The sequence below is a fragment of the Pseudomonas cremoricolorata DSM 17059 = NBRC 16634 genome (assembly GCF_000425745.1).
Taxonomy (GTDB): Bacteria; Pseudomonadota; Gammaproteobacteria; order Pseudomonadales; family Pseudomonadaceae; genus Aquipseudomonas; species Aquipseudomonas cremoricolorata.
The window spans coordinates 50,344-66,783 of record NZ_AUEA01000011.1; the positions used below are offsets into that span (position 1 = coordinate 50,344).

Sequence of the window (16,440 nt, forward strand, 5' to 3'; positions counted from 1 at the left end):
CCTTCTGAGGTATTTATGAGTAACAACCTCGACCAGCTCACCGATTGGTTGAAAGAACACAAGATCACCGAAGTCGAATGTCTGATCAGCGACCTCACCGGTATCACCCGGGGCAAGATCTCGCCGACCAACAAGTTCATTGCCGAAAAAGGCATGCGCCTGCCGGAAAGCGTGCTGTTGCAGACGGTGACCGGTGACTACGTCGACGACGACATCTATTACCAGCTGCTCGACCCCGCCGACATCGACATGATCTGCCGTCCAGACGAGAACGCGGTGTTTCTCGTGCCCTGGGCGATAGAGCCCACCGCCCAGGTGATCCACGACACGTACGACAAGAAAGGCCGGCCGATCGAACTGTCGCCGCGCAACGTGCTGAAGAAAGTGCTCAAGCTCTACGCCGACAAAGGCTGGCAACCCATCGTCGCGCCGGAGATGGAGTTCTACCTGACCAAGCGCGCCGAAGACCCGGACTTCCCCTTGCAACCGCCCGTGGGTCGCTCGGGCCGTCCGGAAACCGGGCGCCAATCGTTCTCTATCGAGGCGGCCAACGAATTCGACCCGTTGTTCGAAGACGTCTATGACTGGTGCGAACTGCAAGAGCTCGACCTCGACACGCTGATCCACGAAGACGGCACCGCGCAGATGGAAATCAACTTCCGTCACGGTGACGCGCTGCACCTGGCCGACCAGATTCTGGTGTTCAAACGCACCATGCGTGAGGCCGCACTCAAGCACAACGTCGCCGCCACCTTCATGGCCAAGCCCATGACCGGCGAGCCGGGCAGCGCCATGCACCTGCACCAGAGCGTGATCGATGTCGCCACCGGCAAGAACATCTTCGCCAACGACGACGGCAGCATGAGCCCGCTGTTCCTCAATCACATCGGCGGCCTGCAGAAGTTCATCCCCGAAGCGCTGCCGCTGTTCGCCCCCAACGTCAACTCGTTCCGCCGCTTCCTGCCCGACACCTCGGCGCCGGTCAATGTCGAGTGGGGCGAAGAAAACCGTACCGTCGGCCTGCGCGTGCCGGATGCCAGCCCGCAGAACCGCCGCGTCGAGAACCGCCTGCCGGGCGCCGACGCCAACCCCTACCTGGCGATCGCCGCCAGCCTGCTGTGCGGCTACATCGGCATGGTCGAGGGCATCGAGGCCAGCGCGCCGGTGGTGGGTCGCGGCTACGAGCGTCGCAACCTGCGCCTGCCGCTGACCATCGAAGACGCCCTGGAGCGCATGGAGAACAGCCGCGCGCTCGAGCAGTACCTGGGCAAGAAATTCATCGCCGGCTACGTCGCCACCAAGCGCGCCGAGCATGAAAACTTCAAACGTGTCATCAGCTCGTGGGAGCGTGAGTTCCTGCTGTTCGCTGTCTGATCAACCCTGGAGCCGCTGCGGCGGCTGTTGGCCAATGGAGAAGCACATGAGTGTCGTCAACCCACAAACCCGCGAATGGCAGGCCCTGAGCGAGCGCCATCACCTTGCCCCGTTCAGCGATTACAACCAGCTGAAAAGCAAGGGCCCGCGGATCATCACCAAGGCCCAGGGCGTGCATTTGTGGGACAGCGAGGGTCGGCAGATTCTCGACGGCATGGCCGGGCTGTGGTGCGTGGCGGTCGGCTACGGCCGTGAAGAACTGGTGCAGGCGGCGCAGCAGCAGATGCGCGAGCTGCCGTATTACAACCTGTTCTTCCAGACTGCCCACCCACCGGCGCTGGAGCTGGCCAAGGCCATCACCGACGTGGCGCCGGCCGGCATGAGCCATGTGTTCTTCACCAGCTCCGGCTCCGAAGGCAACGACACCGTGCTGCGCATGGTCCGCCATTACTGGGCGCTCAAGGGCAAGCCGCACAAGCAGACGCTGATCAGCCGGGTCAACGGCTACCACGGCTCGACCGTAGCCGGTGCCAGCCTGGGCGGCATGAGCGCCATGCACGAGCAGGGTGGATTGCCGATTCCAGGCATCGTGCACATTCCCCAGCCGTACTGGTTCGGTGAAGGCGGCGACATGAGCCCTGAGGCCTTCGGCGTGTGGGCGGCCGAGCAACTCGAGCAGAAGATTCTCGAGGTCGGCGAAGACAACGTCGCCGCGTTCATCGCAGAGCCGGTACAAGGCGCCGGCGGCGTGATCATCCCGCCGCAAACCTACTGGCCCAAGATCAAGGAAATCCTTGCCCGCTACGACATCCTGTTCGTCGCCGATGAAGTGATCTGCGGCTTCGGCCGTACCGGTGAGTGGTTCGGCTCGGACTACTACGACCTCAAGCCCGACCTGATGACCATCGCCAAGGGCCTGACCTCCGGCTACATCCCCATGGGTGGCGTGATCGTCCGTGATCACGTGGCGCAGGTGCTCAGCGAGGGCGGCGACTTCAATCACGGCTTCACCTATTCCGGGCATCCGGTGGCGGCGGCGGTAGGTTTGGAAAACCTGCGCATCCTGCGTGACGAACACATCATCGACACCGTGCGTAGCGACACGGCACCGTATTTGCAGAAACGTCTGCGTGAACTGCAGGACCATCCGCTGGTAGGGGAAGTGCGTGGGCTTGGCTTGCTCGGCGCGATCGAGCTGGTCAAAGACAAGGCCAGCCGTAGCCGTTACGAGGGGCAGGGGGTGGGCATGGTCTGCCGCAACTTCTGCTTCGAAAACGGCCTGATCATGCGCGCCGTGGGCGACACCATGATCATTGCGCCGCCTCTGGTGATCAGTCATGCCGAGATCGACGAGCTGATCGAAAAAGCCCGCAAATGCCTGGACCTGACGCTGGCGACGCTGGTCTGAGTCTGTGCGGTGCCGGCAACCCGACATTGATCGCTTACCGAGCCCCGCTTTGGTTGAAACAGCGCGCAGTAACTTGCCAGACTAAGCTTTGTAGGAAAAATCGCGTGGTAACACGCTCAAACGCTTTTCTACAGGGCCTCGCGCCGTGGACCTGCCGCTTAACCGATGGACACGATAAAAATTCTGGAGCATTACGCATGAAGAAAATGGGCAAGACGCTGCTCGCCGCTTCGCTGATGGGGGCCATGGCAACTTCCGCCATGGCCGATGACAAAGTGCTGAACGTCTACAACTGGTCGGACTACATCGCCCCTGACACCATCGCCAAGTTCGAGAAGCAGACCGGTATCAAGGTCAAGTACGACGTCTTCGACAGTAACGAAACCCTGGAAGCCAAGTTGCTGGCCGGCAAGTCGGGCTACGACGTGGTCGTACCGTCCAACAACTTCCTGGCCAAGCAGATCAAGGCCGGTGTCTACCAGGAACTGGACCGCTCCAAGTTGCCGAACTGGAAGAACCTCGACGAAGACTTGCTCAAGGCCGTGGGCGATGCCAGCGACCCGGGCAACAAGTACGCCTTCCCCTACATGTGGGGCTCCATCGGCATCGGCTATAACCCCGAGAAGGTCAAGGCCGCGCTGGGCATCGACAAGATCGACTCCTGGGATGTGGTGTTCAAGCCCGAGAACATCGAGAAGCTCAAGAGCTGTGGCGTCAGTTTCCTCGATGCACCGACCGAAATGCTGCCCGCGGCGCTGCATTACCTGAAGCTGCCCACCAACAGCGTGAAGAAAGAAGACCTCAAGGCAGCGGAAGACCTGTTCCTGAGCATTCGCCCTTCGGTGACCTACTTCCACTCCTCCAAGTACATCGGTGACCTGGCCAACGGCAACATCTGTGTCGCCGTGGGTTACTCCGGTGACCTGGAACAGTCCAAGTCGCGTGCCCACGAAGCGGGCGACAAGGTGAAACTCGACTACGTCATTCCGAAAGAAGGCGCCGGTACCTTCTACGACATGGTCGCCATGCCCAAGGATGCCGAACACCAGGAAGCCGCCTACAAGTTCATGGACTTCCTGATGCAGCCGGAAATCATGGCCGAAATCACCAACGCCGTGCGTTTCCCCAACGGCAACAAGGCTGCGACGCCACTGGTCGACAAAGACATCACCAGCGACCCGAGCATCTATCCGCCGGCCGACGTGAAGAAACAGCTGTACGCGATTGCCGCGCCTGAAGCGGCCGTTCAGCGTGTGATCACGCGCAGCTGGACCAAGATCAAGTCGGGCAAGTAAGCCCCTCGTGACAGCGTCTGGGCCGGGACTTTTCGGCTCAGGCGTCAAGCAAGGCAAATGAACATTGCGGCATCGAGCCTGCGAAGGTAAGTTGCGCGCCGGATTGGCCTGCGCACTGACGTTCGCCGTGACCCTGGCACACTGAGTGAGGACTATCCACTTGTCTATTTCTGTATTGCGCAGCGCCATGATGGCTGCAGCGGGACTGACGCTGGCATGCAGTGTCCAGGCGGCAGGCACGGTGCATCTGTACAACTGGTCGGACTACATCGGCCCGACCACCCTGGCGGACTTCGAGAAGGAAACCGGGATCAAGCCCGTGCAGGACGTCTTCGACTCCAATGAAACTCTCGAAGGCAAGCTGCTCGCCGGACGCACCGGCTACGACGTGGTCGTGCCGTCCAACCATTTCCTCGGCAAGCAGATCAAGGCCGGCGCTTTCCAGAAGCTCGACCGCAACCTGCTGCCCAACTACGCCAACCTCGATCCGGTCCTGATGAAACGGCTCGAGAAGAACGACCCGGGCAACCAGTACGCCGTCCCGTACCTATGGGGCACCAACGGCATCGGCTACAACGTCGACAAGGTCAAGGAGGTGCTGGGCACCGACAAGATCGACTCGTGGGCCGTGCTGTTCGAACCCGAGAACATGAAGAAGCTGTCCAAGTGCGGCGTCGCCTTCCTCGACTCGGCCGATGAAATGCTCCCGGCAGTGCTCAACTACATGGGGCTGGACCCCAACAGCAGCAATCCCAAGGACTACGCCAAGGCCGAGGAAAAGCTGCTGGCGGTGCGTCCCTACGTGACCTACTTCCATTCCTCGAAATACATCACCGACCTGGCCAACGGCGACATCTGCGTCGCTGCCGGTTTCTCTGGCGATGTGTTCCAGGCCAAGGCCCGCGCCGAAGAGGCGAAGAAGGGTGTGCACCTGGCCTACGCGATTCCCAAGGAAGGCGGCAACCTGTGGTTCGATGTGCTGGCAATCCCCAAGGATGCCCGCAACCCCGAGCAGGCCCACGCGCTGATCAACTATCTGCTCAAGCCCGAGGTGATCGCCCGGGTCAGCGACTACGTCGGCTATGCCAACCCCAACCTCAAGGCCAAGGCGCTGATGGATGAATCGGTCAGCGATGATGCGTCGGTCTATCCGCCGCAGGAGGTACTGGACAGGATGTTCGTCAACGCCGAATTGCCACCCAAGGTGCAGCGTCTGATGACCCGCAGCTGGACCAAGGTCAAGTCAGGCAAGTAATCATTCAGGCCCGTCACGGCAGGGGCGGGCACACACCATTTGTTGGGAGTTTCATTCATGGCACTTGCCTCCGGCGCCCATAAGAAAACCCTCGAAGGCGAGCAGCAACCCAAGCAGGTGCTGGTCAAGATCGATCGGGTGACGAAAAAATTCGATGAGACGGTCGCGGTCGACGACGTCTCCCTGGAAATCCGCAAAGGTGAAATCTTCGCCTTGCTGGGTGGCTCCGGCTCCGGCAAATCGACCTTGCTGCGCATGCTCGCCGGCTTCGAGCGGCCGACCGAAGGGCGCATCTTCCTCGATGGCGTCGACATCACCGACATGCCGCCCTACGAGCGGCCGATCAACATGATGTTCCAGTCCTACGCGCTGTTCCCGCACATGACCGTGGCGCAGAACATCGCCTTCGGCCTGCAGCAGGACCGTATGCCCAAGGCCGAGATCGACGCGCGGGTTGCCGAGATGCTCAAGCTGGTGCACATGACCCAGTACGCCAAGCGTAAGCCGCACCAGCTCTCGGGCGGTCAGCGTCAGCGCGTGGCACTGGCCCGTTCCCTGGCCAAGCGGCCCAAGCTGCTGCTGCTCGATGAGCCGATGGGCGCGCTGGACAAGAAACTGCGTTCGCAGATGCAGCTGGAGCTGGTCGAGATCATCGAGCGGGTCGGGGTGACCTGCGTGATGGTGACCCACGACCAGGAAGAGGCCATGACCATGGCCCAGCGCATCGCCATCATGCACCTGGGCTGGATCGCCCAGATCGGCTCGCCGGTGGACATCTATGAAACCCCCACCAGCCGTCTGGTGTGCGAGTTCATCGGCAACGTCAACCTGTTCGACGGTGAGGTCATCGACGACGCCGAAGGTCACGCGCTGATCGCCTCGCCGGAGCTCGAGCGCTCGATCTATGTCGGCCACGGCGTCAGCACCTCGGTGGAAGACAAGCACATCACCTACGCGCTGCGCCCGGAAAAGCTGCTGATCACCACCACCCAGCCTGAATTCGAGCACAACTGGTCGCGCGGCAAGATCCACGACATCGCCTACCTGGGCGGTCACTCGGTGTTCTACGTCAAGCTGCCCAGCGGCAAGCTGGTGCAATCGTTCGTCGCCAACGCCGAGCGCCAGGGCGCACGGCCGACCTGGGATGACGAAGTGTTCGTGTGGTGGGAAGACGACAGCGGCGTGGTACTGCGTTCATGAAAATCCGCAAGCTCAAGCGAGCGTTCCAGCGTCTGGTGCCGGAGGGCCGGCACCTGGTGATCGGCGTGCCGTTCATCTGGCTGTTCCTGTTCTTCATGCTGCCGTTCTTCATCGTGTTGAAGATCAGCTTCGCCGAAGCGGATGTCGCCATTCCGCCGTACACGCAGATCTACAGCTTCGTCGAAGACAAGATCCAGATCGTGCTGAACCTGGCCAACTACGGCCTGCTCGGTGAGGACGACCTGTACCTGGCGGCCTACCTCGGCTCGCTCAAGGTGGCCTTCTTCAGTACCTTGCTGTGCCTGCTGATCGGCTACCCGATGGCCTACGCCATCGCCAACGCGCGCAAGGACATCCAGACGGTTCTGCTGCTGCTGATCATGATGCCGACCTGGACTGCGATCCTGATTCGCGTCTATGCCTGGATGGGCATTCTCAGCAACAACGGCCTGCTCAACAGCTTCCTGTTGTGGCTGGGCCTGATCGATCAGCCTTTGCAGATTCTCAACACCAACATCGCGGTGTACATCGGTGTGGTCTATTCCTACCTGCCGTTCATGATCCTGCCGCTCTACGCCAACCTGGTGAAGCACGACCAGAGCTTGCTCGAGGCCGCCTCTGATCTTGGTTCGAGCACCTTCAACAGCTTCTGGAAAATCACCGTGCCGCTGTCGAAGAACGGCATCATCGCTGGCTGCATGCTGGTGTTCATTCCGGTGGTGGGCGAGTTCGTCATCCCGGAACTGCTGGGCGGTCCTGAGACGCTGATGATCGGCAAGGTGCTGTGGCAGGAGTTCTTCAACAACCGTGACTGGCCGGTGGCCTCGGCGTTGGCCGTGGTGATGCTGGCGATCCTGATCGTGCCGATTCTGCTGTTCAACCGCAGTCAGGCCAAGGAAATGGAGGGTCGGGCATGAAGCGTTTCGGATTCTCCAAGCTGATGCTGGTGCTTGGCTTGCTGTTCATCTACCTGCCGATGGTGATTCTGGTCATCTACTCGTTCAACGCCTCCAAGCTGGTGACGGTGTGGGGCGGCTGGTCGGTGAAATGGTACGTCGGCCTGCTCGACAACACCCAGCTGATGGGCGCGGTGATGCGCTCGCTGGAAATCGCCCTGTACACCGCCGTTGCGGCAGTGGCGCTGGGCACCATGGCGGCATTCGTGCTCACCCGCATCACCCGCTTCAAGGGCCGCACGCTGTTCGGCGGCCTGGTCACCGCGCCGCTGGTGATGCCCGAGGTGATTACCGGTCTGTCGCTGTTGCTGCTGTTCGTGGCCATGGCGCAGTTGGTTGGCTGGCCTCAGGAACGTGGCGTTGCCACCATCTGGATCGCCCACACCACCTTCTGCGCCGCCTATGTGGCGGTGGTGGTGTCGGCGCGGCTGCGCGAGCTCGACCTGTCGATCGAAGAGGCGGCCATGGACCTCGGTGCACGGCCGTGGAAGGTGTTCTTCCTGATCACCATCCCGATGATCGCCCCTTCGCTGGCCGCGGGCGGCATGATGTCGTTCGCCCTGTCGCTGGATGACTTGGTACTTGCCAGCTTCGTCTCCGGTCCTGGCTCGACCACCTTGCCGATGGAAGTGTTCTCGGCGGTGCGCCTGGGCGTGAAGCCTGAGATCAATGCCGTGGCCAGCCTGATCCTGCTGTCGGTGTCGCTGGTGACCTTCCTGGTCTGGTACTTCACCCGTCAGGCCGAAGAGCGTCGGCGCAAGGCCGTGCAGCAGGCGATCGAAGAGGCAGCCGCTGGCAGTTCACCGCATGAGGGAGTCCGTCCTCAACAAGTACGTTGAGCCCATCGTTCAGTCCGGCCTGGAGCCTGCGCAAAAAGGTTCCAGGCTGGCGGATGAGGCTTGTAGCTCTAAATGTCCCTCTCGGGTCATCTCCCCTCAACGTCCGGCCCGCAGCAAACCGGCCAAGATACCCGCAGTGAGGGGGTCTGCGTGGCCAATCATGCTTTTAAGCGCGGTGCGATGTGTCCGAAACTCGTTATGCGCGGCGACGAAGTCCTTACTCCGTCGAGAGTCCATGGACGTTTTCCTCACATCGGAGTTGATCATCGCGGTTCGAGCATTCGCTGCCCGTATGTAGGCTGCTGCCCGAGGCTGTATGGCGTCAGGAAGAAACTTGAGATGCTTGATCTCGATATTCAAAGGCGTACGTGCCGCTCTTCGAGCGCCCATGCGCGTGTTTTGACCATGAACGAGGTGAGAAAGACTTTCCCTACCGGTGAAGCCGGATGAAGATTCTGACTGTTCAAACCTTTTGATATGCGCGAGCCCCCAATGCACCCTTGTGTTTCCGGCGCTAGCGAGTGGCGTAGTCATCGTTGAAGCGGAACGCGTCAAAACAGAAGATTGCAGATAGTGAGGCCTGCTTTTCAGGGTCCAGTTAGCGTCAAGCTGTATGACTTTGAACTGCCCAGACGGATCATGAAAGTTGACCGGGTCGTTTGCGCAGTAGGCGTAAGCATTCATCCCCCCATGGTCGAAAGGAGACAAGTGATCCTGAGACACAAATCTTCTCAGTGTGCTCGAGTAGCCCCGATGCCCCTGGCCCAGCATGTACAGCTGGCTGATCGGGTCGAGGAATTCTGCGCAAAAGCTCACTCTGCTCGCGGCCGAAACGCGCATTCCTGAGTGGCCGTAGGGGTCATAGCAAATCGGATCGTGAGCTCGCGCAATGACCGTGTCGCTGCTATAAAAATAGCGTTCTGTCAGGTAGCCCATGATCAAACTCGGTTTTGAATGTGGAGGGTAGGCATGGTCTCGGGCCCTATGGAAAATTATCGTGCTGGTGAATAGGGGCGGCCGCTACAGGAAAACCGTAGAACTCACCTTCAGCAGTTCTCTGAACCTTCTTGCGTTGCTGGCACCGCGGTGCGACGCGAACAACTTGCTCGACGCCGCAAGCCGGCGACACTCAGGTGCGGGTCGACCCGTTCTCAATAAAGCTTGAGCGCGCTGAGCCTGGATTGCGCACATTGTGGTTCGACGTTAAGAGTTCCACGGCCTGCCCCGTTGGGGACTGCACGCTGGTACTGAGCGCCCTTACGGCCTCTTGGGCCCCGAAGAGGGCTCTGTAAGCGGGAGGCGGGGACTGGGATGCCTCGGAATAGCCCGAGATTGGTCGGGCATTCGGTTGGAGCATTACAACTTGGTCGTAATCAGGCGGTGCGTCCAGATCTTCAAGCTGCAGCGATCGTCGAGGTGGCTGTCTTGCCCATTGCGTTGGTGATGGTGGGGGGCCGACCGGCGTCAACGAGTTTCGTCGCGAGGGGACTTGCCCAACTGGGGGGCGAAGCGCCCATTGTATCGCCTTGCCGGTGCCGAACCCGGTGACAGCCGCCAGCGCCAGAGCGCCTGAGGCACCATAGAGGAGGTCTTTGATGGGCTTCGATTGCGTCGATACCGCTGCAATGAGCACGCCGATACTCGATACGCCAAATCCGAGGGCCGCGTATTTGAACGGAACAGGCATATGCCCCGAGGGATCATGACGATTGACCGGATCTCCTGCGCAGTAGCCATAGCCATTCAGCCCGCCCTGGCCGAACGGACTCAGATTATCTGCGCTGCCAAACCTGCCCAGACTGGGGCTGAACAAGCGATAACCGTTTCCTAGCAGATAGCCGCGTGTTGCCGCGTCCAGTAATTGCCCAGTGAACGCCACTGGCTGTTTTGCTGAGTCATGAGCACCGCAGTGGCCATAAGGCGTATAAGCGAACGTGGCCCCTCGTGCGCCTTCAAGCGCGTGGGTCACCGTGCTGGCGCTATCCACGGACAGCAGCGAGCGTGAGGGTTGATTCGCTGATCTGTATTCTGCCAGGGGTAGGCCGTTGCGGCGGAGCACTGAGCGCGATCCCGCGCCGTCGAGTTCCGTGCAAATATGACCGTTTTGGTAGAATCGATGCACCGTCCGGGGAGTACTCATGGGTATGCCTCAGTTTGAAGTCAGTCAGAAGAGATTCACCGCACAGGCGTCGTGTCCAGACCATCAGCTTGATGAGCCCATGCTAGTGAAACGCTATTTTCTGGCTACTGGCATAAATGCCAGCTCGCCTCCATTACCCGCATCATCTCCTTCAACGACAGTCTCGCTGTTTTACCAACGAGCCTGACCAGCCCCACAAACTGAACCCTGATCTACGCTCAAGGTCGACTCATCGAATCATTTGTGCGCAAACAAGGAGCGAGCATGACGGTGGTGCGTCCGTTGATGGTCGTGTGCCTCGGGCTGCTGTTCACCCTCGCCGGGTGCGAGCAGGAAAAACACAGCCCGCAGCTGCCCAGGGTCGGGGTTATGCGTGTCGAGCCGGTGGACTTCGCCGCGTCGGTGGCGCTCACCGGTGATGTGCAGGCGCGGGTGCAGACCGACCTGTCGTTCCGCGTCGGCGGCAAGATCATTTCCCGTAGTGTCGATGTCGGTGACCACGTCAAGGCCGGCCAGGTCCTGGCCCGGCTCGATCCGAAAGACCTGAAGAACAACGTCGACTCGGCCAAGGCCGAGGTTTTCGCCGCGCAGGCTCGGGTCAACCAGAGCGCCGCAGCCTTTGTGCGCCAGGAAAAACTGCTGCCCAAGGGCTACACCAGCCGCAGCGAATACGACGCCGCGCAGGCTGCCTTGCGCGGTAATCAGAGCGGCCTGAAGGCGGCCCAGGCGCAGTTGGCCAACGCCAACGAGCAACTGGGCTACACCGCCTTGGTGTCCGATACCGATGGCGTCATCACCGCGCGCCAGGCCGAGGTTGGCCAGGTGGTGCAGGCGACCATGCCGATTTTCCGCCTGGCCGCCGATGGCGAGCGTGATGCCGTGTTCAATGTCTATGAATCGCTGCTCAGCGCCCCCGCCAGCGACGAAACCGTCACCGTGCAGTTGCTCGAGGACCCCAAGGTGCAGGCCCAAGGGCGGGTACGCGAAGTCACCCCGACCGTGTCTGCGCAAAGCGGCACCTTGCAGGTCAAGGTCGCCCTGCGTGACGTGCCGCCGGCCATGGCCCTCGGCGCGCCGGTCACCACCCAGGCGAAAACCCAGGGCCAGCAAAGTGTCGAGCTGCCATGGTCGGCGCTGAGCAAGGGCCTGCGCGACCCTGCGGTATGGGTCGTCGGTGACGGCGACAAGGTCGAGCTGCGCCCCGTGCGTATTGCCCGCTACCTGACCGGCAAGGTCATCATCGGTGCGGGTATCAACGGTGGCGAAACCGTGGTGATCAACGGCGCGCAGCTGCTGCACCCGGGCATGCAGGTCGAGCAGGTCGCGGCCAAGGACGGAGGGGCGCTGCCATGATTCGCCTGCTGTGGATAACCCTCGCGGCGCTGCTGTTGGCCGGCTGCGGGAAAGATGAAGAGAAACCCGCGCCGGTGCGTCCGGTGCTGTCCGCCGTGGTCGAGCAGTCGTCAGAGGCGCAACTGGGCCGCTTTGCCGGCACCATCCAGGCGCGCTATGAAAGCACCTTGGGCTTTCGCGTGTCCGGGCGCATCGCGCGGCGCTGGGTCGATGTCGGCACCTCGGTGAAAGCCGGCGACACCCTGGCCACCCTCGACCCGACCGACCAGCAGAACCAGCTGCGCGCCGCCGAAGGCGACCTGGCGCGGGTTCAGGCACAGTGGATCAACGCCCAGGCCAACGCCCGCCGTCAGCAGCAGTTGTACGATCGTGGCGTCGGTGCCCAGGCACAACTGGACATCGCCCAGACCGACCTGAAAACCGCCGATGCCAGCCTGACCCAGGCGCGCTCGTCGGTCAGCCAGGCGCGCGATCAACTCGGTTACAGCGAGCTCAAGGCCGATCATTCGGCGGTGGTCACCGCCTGGCACGCCGAAGCCGGGCAGACCGTCAGCGTCGGTCAGGAAGTGGTGACGCTGGCCCGCCCCGACGTCAAGGAAGCGGTCATCGACCTGCCCATTTCGCTGGCCGAACAGCTCAACCCGAACATGACCCTCACCGTGGCCTCGCAACTCAACCCCGACATCAACACCACCGCCAGCCTGCGCGAGCTCGAACCCCAGGCCGATGCCACCACCCGCACCCGCCGCGCACGCCTGAGTCTGGCCTCGACCCCCACCGGCTTCAACCTCGGCACCTCGGTCAGCGTCAGCCTGACCTCGCCGATCGCCGCCCGCAGCGAACTGCCGCTGACCGCGCTGCTGGAGCGCGACGGCAAGACCCAGGTGTGGGTGGTCGACCCCAAGCAGCAGGTGGTCAACCTGCGCGATGTGTCGGTCAGTGCACGCACCGAGCGCAGCGTGGTATTGACCGGCGGGGTGCAGCCCGGTGAGCGGGTGGTCACTGCCGGGGTCAACAGTCTCAAGCCAGGCCAGAAGGTCACGTTCGACGAGGAATCACGATGAAAGGCGGCTTCAACCTGTCCGAATGGGCGCTGCGCCACCAGTCTTTCGTCTGGTACCTGATGTTCGTCGGCCTGCTGATGGGGGTGTTTTCCTACTTCAACCTGGGCCGTGAAGAAGACCCGTCCTTCACCATCAAGACCATGGTCATCCAGACCCGCTGGCCCGGTGCCACCCAGGATGAAACCCTGTATCAGGTCACCGACCGCATCGAGAAGAAGCTCGAAGAACTCGACTCGCTCGACTACGTGAAGAGCTACACCCGCCCTGGCGAGTCGACCATCATGGTGTTCCTGCGCGACACCACCAAGGCCGGCGATATTCCGCAGATCTGGTACCAGGTGCGCAAGAAGATCCAGGACATCCGCGGGCAGTTCCCGCAGGGCATCCAGGGACCGGCGTTCAACGACGAATTCGGGGATGTGTACGGCTCGATCTACGCCTTCACCGCCGATGGCCTGAGCATGCGCCAGCTGCGCGACTACGTAGAGCAAGTGCGCGCAGAGATTCGCGAGGTCGAGAACATCGGCAAGGTCGAGGTGGTCGGCACGCAGAACGAAGTGCTCTACCTGAACTTCTCGGTGCGCAAGCTGGCGGCGCTGGGTATCGACCAGCGTCAGGTGATGCAGGCCCTGCAATCGCAGAACACAGTGACTCCGGCCGGGGTGATCGAGGCTGGGCCAGAGCGTATTTCGGTGCGCACTACCGGCCAGTTCGCCTCGGAGAAGGACCTGGAAAGCGTCAACCTGCGCATCAACGACCGCTTCTTCCGCCTGGCCGACATCGCCACCATCGAGCGCGGCTACGCCGACCCTCCCGCGCCGATGTTCCGCTACAACGGCCAGCCGGCCATTGGCCTTGCCATCGGCATGCAGAAGGGCGGCAACATTCAGGTGTTCGGTGAACAGCTCAAAGAGAAAATGACCCAGATCACCGGCGAGCTGCCGGTCGGGGTCGGTGTGCACAGCGTTTCCGAGCAGGCCGAGGTGGTCAAGGAAGCGGTGGGCGGCTTCACCAGTGCGCTGTTCGAGGCGGTGATCATCGTGCTGGTGGTGAGCTTCATCAGCCTCGGCGTGCGCGCCGGGCTGGTGGTGGCGTGCTCGATTCCGTTGGTGCTGGCGATGGTCTTCGTGTTCATGGAGTACAGCGGCATCACCATGCAGCGGATTTCCCTGGGCGCGCTGATCATCGCCCTGGGCCTGCTGGTGGATGACGCGATGATTACCGTCGAGGTGATGGTCACCCGGCTGGAGATGGGCGAAAGCAAGGAGGATGCGGCGACCTTCGCCTACAAGTCGACGGCCTTCCCGATGCTCACCGGCACCCTGGTGACGGTGGCCGGCTTCGTGCCCATTGGCCTCAATGCCAGCTCGGCGGGGGAGTACACCTTCACCCTGTTCGCGGTGATCGCCGTGGCGCTGTTGGTGTCGTGGGTGGTGGCGGTGTTCTTCTCGCCAGTGTTGGGGGTGCACATTCTCAGCAACCGCAAGCTCAAGGCCCACGATGAAAAGCCAGGCCGTGTCGCGCGTGGCTTCGAACATGGTCTGCTGTGGTGCATGCGCCATCGCTGGCTGACGGTGATCGGCACTGTGGTGCTGTTCGTGCTGGCGGTGTTCTGCATGCGCTTCGTGCAGAACCAGTTCTTCCCCTCATCCGACCGACCGGAAATTCTCGTCGACCTCAACCTGCCGCAGAACGCTTCCATCGAAGAGACCCGGCGCACCGTCGACCGCCTGGAAGCGACGCTCAAGGACGACAAGGACATCGACCACTGGAGCACTTACATCGGCCAGGGCGCGATCCGCTTCTACCTGCCGCTCGACCAGCAGTTGCAGAACCCCTATTACGCGCAGCTGGTGATCGTCAGCAAAGGCCTGGATGAGCGCGGCGAGCTGATCGCCCGCTTGCAGAAGCGCCTGCGCGAAGACTTCGTCGGCATTGGTAGCAACGTGCAGTCGCTGGAGATGGGGCCACCGGTAGGGCGGCCGATCCAGTACCGGGTCAGCGGCAAGGACATCGACCAGGTGCGCCATCACGCTATCGAGCTGGCCACCGTGCTCGACGCCAACCCCAACATCGGCGAGATGATCTACGACTGGAACGAGCCGGGCAAAGTGCTGCGCATCGACATCGCCCAGGACAAGGCGCGTCAGTTGGGGCTGTCGTCGGAAGACGTCGCCAACGTGATGAACAGCATCGTCAGCGGCGCGCCAGTGACTCAGGTGAACGATGAAATCTACCTGATCGATGTCATTGCCCGCGCCGAGGACAGCGAGCGTGGCTCGCCCGATACCTTGCAGAACCTGCAGATCGTCACCCCCAACGGCACCTCGATTCCGCTGCTGGCGTTCGCCACCGTGCGCTACGAGCTCGAGCAGCCGCTGGTGTGGCGGCGTGATCGCAAGCCGACCATCACCCTCAAGGCCTCGGTCAACGGCGACATGCAACCCACCGACCTGGTGGCCCAGCTGAAACCGAAGATCGACGAGTTCGCCAGCAAGCTGCCGAGCGGTTACGAGGTGGCGGTGGGCGGCACGGTGGAGGAGAGCGGCAAGGCTCAGGGGCCGATCGCCAAGGTCATTCCGCTGATGCTGTTCCTCATGGCGACCTTCCTGATGATCCAGCTGCACAGCGTGCAGAAACTGCTGCTGGTGGTGAGTGTGGCGCCGCTGGGGTTGATCGGCGTGGTGCTGGCGCTGGTGCCGACCGGCACGCCCATGGGCTTCGTGGCGATTCTCGGGGTGCTGGCGCTGATCGGCATCATCATCCGCAACTCGGTGATTCTGGTGACCCAGATCGACGCCTTCGAGGCCGAGGGCTATGCACCTTGGGATGCGGTGGTGGAAGCCACCAACCACCGGCGACGGCCGATCCTGCTGACGGCGGCGGCGGCCAGCCTGGGCATGATCCCGATTGCCCGCGAAGTGTTCTGGGGGCCGATGGCCTACGCCATGATCGGCGGCATCATCAGCGCAACGCTGCTGACGCTGTTGTTCCTGCCGGCGCTGTATGTGGCCTGGTACAAGATTCGCGAGCCGCAAGCGTAGGAGCGGCCGGCCGGCGCTCCGGTTTAGCCGCGGTGGGCCGCAAAGCGGCCCCAATTGCTCCAATGCAATCTGACCGATAAATATCAGTCGCCTGGGTTGGGCCGGCTTTGCCGGCCATCGCGACTGGCGTCGCTCCTACAGTCGGCCATCCTCATGAAAATGGTTATATAAACATTCTTAAACAGTATTTTTAAGAATATCCGCGCCTCACTATGATTGCCCTCACGCCAGGCGCAATCCCCTTCTCACTCTGCCCGGCACTTCACTCACAGGAGAACGAGCATGAGTGCATCCCTGCGTAGCATCGACGGTCAGGACGAAGCCACCATCCTGCGGGAAATCCAGAGTGCCCTGCGCGACCTGCGCTTCGGCGCGGTGGAGATCACCGTACACAACGCGCAAGTCGTGCAGATCGAGCGCAAGGAAAAATTCCGCCTGCAACAGCCTTCCAGCAAGTCCAGCTAATCACTGCCTACTTCTAATAAAACGACTGCCAATCGGGAGCTTCAACC

The 16,440-nt window shown here is 61.8% G+C and carries 13 protein-coding genes; 11 read left to right on the forward strand and 2 right to left on the reverse strand.

All coding sequences use genetic code 11. From position 1 onward, the window contains the following. The first annotated feature begins 15 nt into the window (after positions 1-15). From H618_RS0113925 to H618_RS0113955, 7 genes are all read left to right on the forward strand, one after another. Entirely contained in the window at positions 16-1,374 is a 1,359-nt protein-coding gene (locus H618_RS0113925; RefSeq protein WP_028695640.1) for a glutamine synthetase family protein, read from the forward strand. Between the two features lie 46 nt (positions 1,375-1,420). Next, a complete protein-coding gene (locus H618_RS0113930) occupies positions 1,421-2,782 on the forward strand; it encodes an aspartate aminotransferase family protein (RefSeq protein ID WP_028695641.1) in 1,362 nt (453 codons plus the stop codon). Positions 2,783-2,979: 197 nt separating this feature from the next. After that, a complete protein-coding gene (locus tag H618_RS0113935) occupies positions 2,980-4,077 on the forward strand; it encodes a polyamine ABC transporter substrate-binding protein (protein WP_028695642.1) in 1,098 nt (365 codons plus the stop codon). A 160-nt stretch (positions 4,078-4,237) separates the two neighbouring features. After that, positions 4,238-5,332 carry a polyamine ABC transporter substrate-binding protein gene (locus H618_RS0113940; RefSeq protein ID WP_028695643.1) on the forward strand — a complete coding sequence of 365 codons (1,095 nt, stop codon included), beginning with the start codon at positions 4,238-4,240 and terminating at the stop codon, positions 5,330-5,332. A 57-nt stretch (positions 5,333-5,389) separates the two neighbouring features. Further along, positions 5,390-6,532 carry a polyamine ABC transporter ATP-binding protein gene (potA, locus tag H618_RS0113945; RefSeq protein WP_028695644.1) on the forward strand — a complete coding sequence of 381 codons (1,143 nt, stop codon included), beginning with the start codon at positions 5,390-5,392 and terminating at the stop codon, positions 6,530-6,532. A gap of 35 nt (positions 6,533-6,567) precedes the next feature. Further along, a complete protein-coding gene (locus H618_RS0113950; protein ID WP_211232364.1) occupies positions 6,568-7,449 on the forward strand; it encodes an ABC transporter permease subunit in 882 nt (293 codons plus the stop codon). Further along, on the forward strand, positions 7,446-8,327 hold the full coding sequence (locus H618_RS0113955; protein ID WP_028695646.1) for an ABC transporter permease subunit: 882 nt from the start codon (positions 7,446-7,448) through the stop codon (positions 8,325-8,327). The genes H618_RS0113950 and H618_RS0113955 overlap by 4 nt, the downstream gene beginning before the upstream one ends. A gap of 96 nt (positions 8,328-8,423) precedes the next feature. Here H618_RS0113955 and H618_RS22115 read toward each other — a convergent pair whose 3' ends face one another. Further along, the gene (locus tag H618_RS22115; RefSeq protein ID WP_050577317.1) at positions 8,424-9,263 is read right to left on the reverse strand and encodes an RHS repeat-associated core domain-containing protein; all 840 of its coding nucleotides are present in this window, start codon (positions 9,261-9,263) and stop codon (positions 8,424-8,426) included. A gap of 193 nt (positions 9,264-9,456) precedes the next feature. Then, the gene (locus H618_RS22510; protein WP_081673777.1) at positions 9,457-10,467 is read right to left on the reverse strand and encodes an RHS repeat-associated core domain-containing protein; all 1,011 of its coding nucleotides are present in this window, start codon (positions 10,465-10,467) and stop codon (positions 9,457-9,459) included. Positions 10,468-10,731: 264 nt separating this feature from the next. Here H618_RS22510 and H618_RS0113970 point away from each other — a divergent pair, with 264 nt between their 5' ends. From H618_RS0113970 to oscA, 4 genes are all read left to right on the forward strand, one after another. Beyond that, a complete protein-coding gene (locus H618_RS0113970; protein WP_028695647.1) occupies positions 10,732-11,820 on the forward strand; it encodes an efflux RND transporter periplasmic adaptor subunit in 1,089 nt (362 codons plus the stop codon). Further along, positions 11,817-12,884 (forward strand): efflux RND transporter periplasmic adaptor subunit, encoded by a 1,068-nt coding sequence (locus H618_RS0113975; RefSeq protein WP_028695648.1) that lies wholly within the window; start codon positions 11,817-11,819, stop codon positions 12,882-12,884. The genes H618_RS0113970 and H618_RS0113975 overlap by 4 nt, the downstream gene beginning before the upstream one ends. Further along, on the forward strand, positions 12,881-15,928 hold the full coding sequence (locus tag H618_RS0113980) for an efflux RND transporter permease subunit (RefSeq protein ID WP_028695649.1): 3,048 nt from the start codon (positions 12,881-12,883) through the stop codon (positions 15,926-15,928). Before H618_RS0113975 ends, H618_RS0113980 begins: the two co-directional genes overlap by 4 nt. 282 nt (positions 15,929-16,210) lie before the next feature. Next, positions 16,211-16,393 (forward strand): sulfur starvation response protein OscA, encoded by a 183-nt coding sequence (gene oscA, locus H618_RS0113985; protein ID WP_028695650.1) that lies wholly within the window; start codon positions 16,211-16,213, stop codon positions 16,391-16,393. Positions 16,394-16,440 lie beyond the last annotated feature (47 nt).

Bases quoted from the DNA above. Each gene is read 5' to 3' on its own strand.
- oscA (WP_028695650.1), top strand. From the start codon at position 16,211: ATGAGTGCATCCCTGCGTAGCATCGACGGTCAGGACGAAGCCACCATC.
- H618_RS22115 (WP_050577317.1), bottom strand. From the start codon at position 9,263: ATGGGCTACCTGACAGAACGCTATTTTTATAGCAGCGACACGGTCATT.
- H618_RS0113975 (WP_028695648.1), top strand. From the start codon at position 11,817: ATGATTCGCCTGCTGTGGATAACCCTCGCGGCGCTGCTGTTGGCCGGC.
- H618_RS22510 (WP_081673777.1), bottom strand. From the start codon at position 10,467: ATGAGTACTCCCCGGACGGTGCATCGATTCTACCAAAACGGTCATATT.
- H618_RS0113955 (WP_028695646.1), top strand. From the start codon at position 7,446: ATGAAGCGTTTCGGATTCTCCAAGCTGATGCTGGTGCTTGGCTTGCTG.
- H618_RS0113970 (WP_028695647.1), top strand. From the start codon at position 10,732: ATGACGGTGGTGCGTCCGTTGATGGTCGTGTGCCTCGGGCTGCTGTTC.
- H618_RS0113925 (WP_028695640.1), top strand. From the start codon at position 16: ATGAGTAACAACCTCGACCAGCTCACCGATTGGTTGAAAGAACACAAG.
- H618_RS0113935 (WP_028695642.1), top strand. From the start codon at position 2,980: ATGAAGAAAATGGGCAAGACGCTGCTCGCCGCTTCGCTGATGGGGGCC.
- H618_RS0113930 (WP_028695641.1), top strand. From the start codon at position 1,421: ATGAGTGTCGTCAACCCACAAACCCGCGAATGGCAGGCCCTGAGCGAG.
- H618_RS0113980 (WP_028695649.1), top strand. From the start codon at position 12,881: ATGAAAGGCGGCTTCAACCTGTCCGAATGGGCGCTGCGCCACCAGTCT.
- potA (WP_028695644.1), top strand. From the start codon at position 5,390: ATGGCACTTGCCTCCGGCGCCCATAAGAAAACCCTCGAAGGCGAGCAG.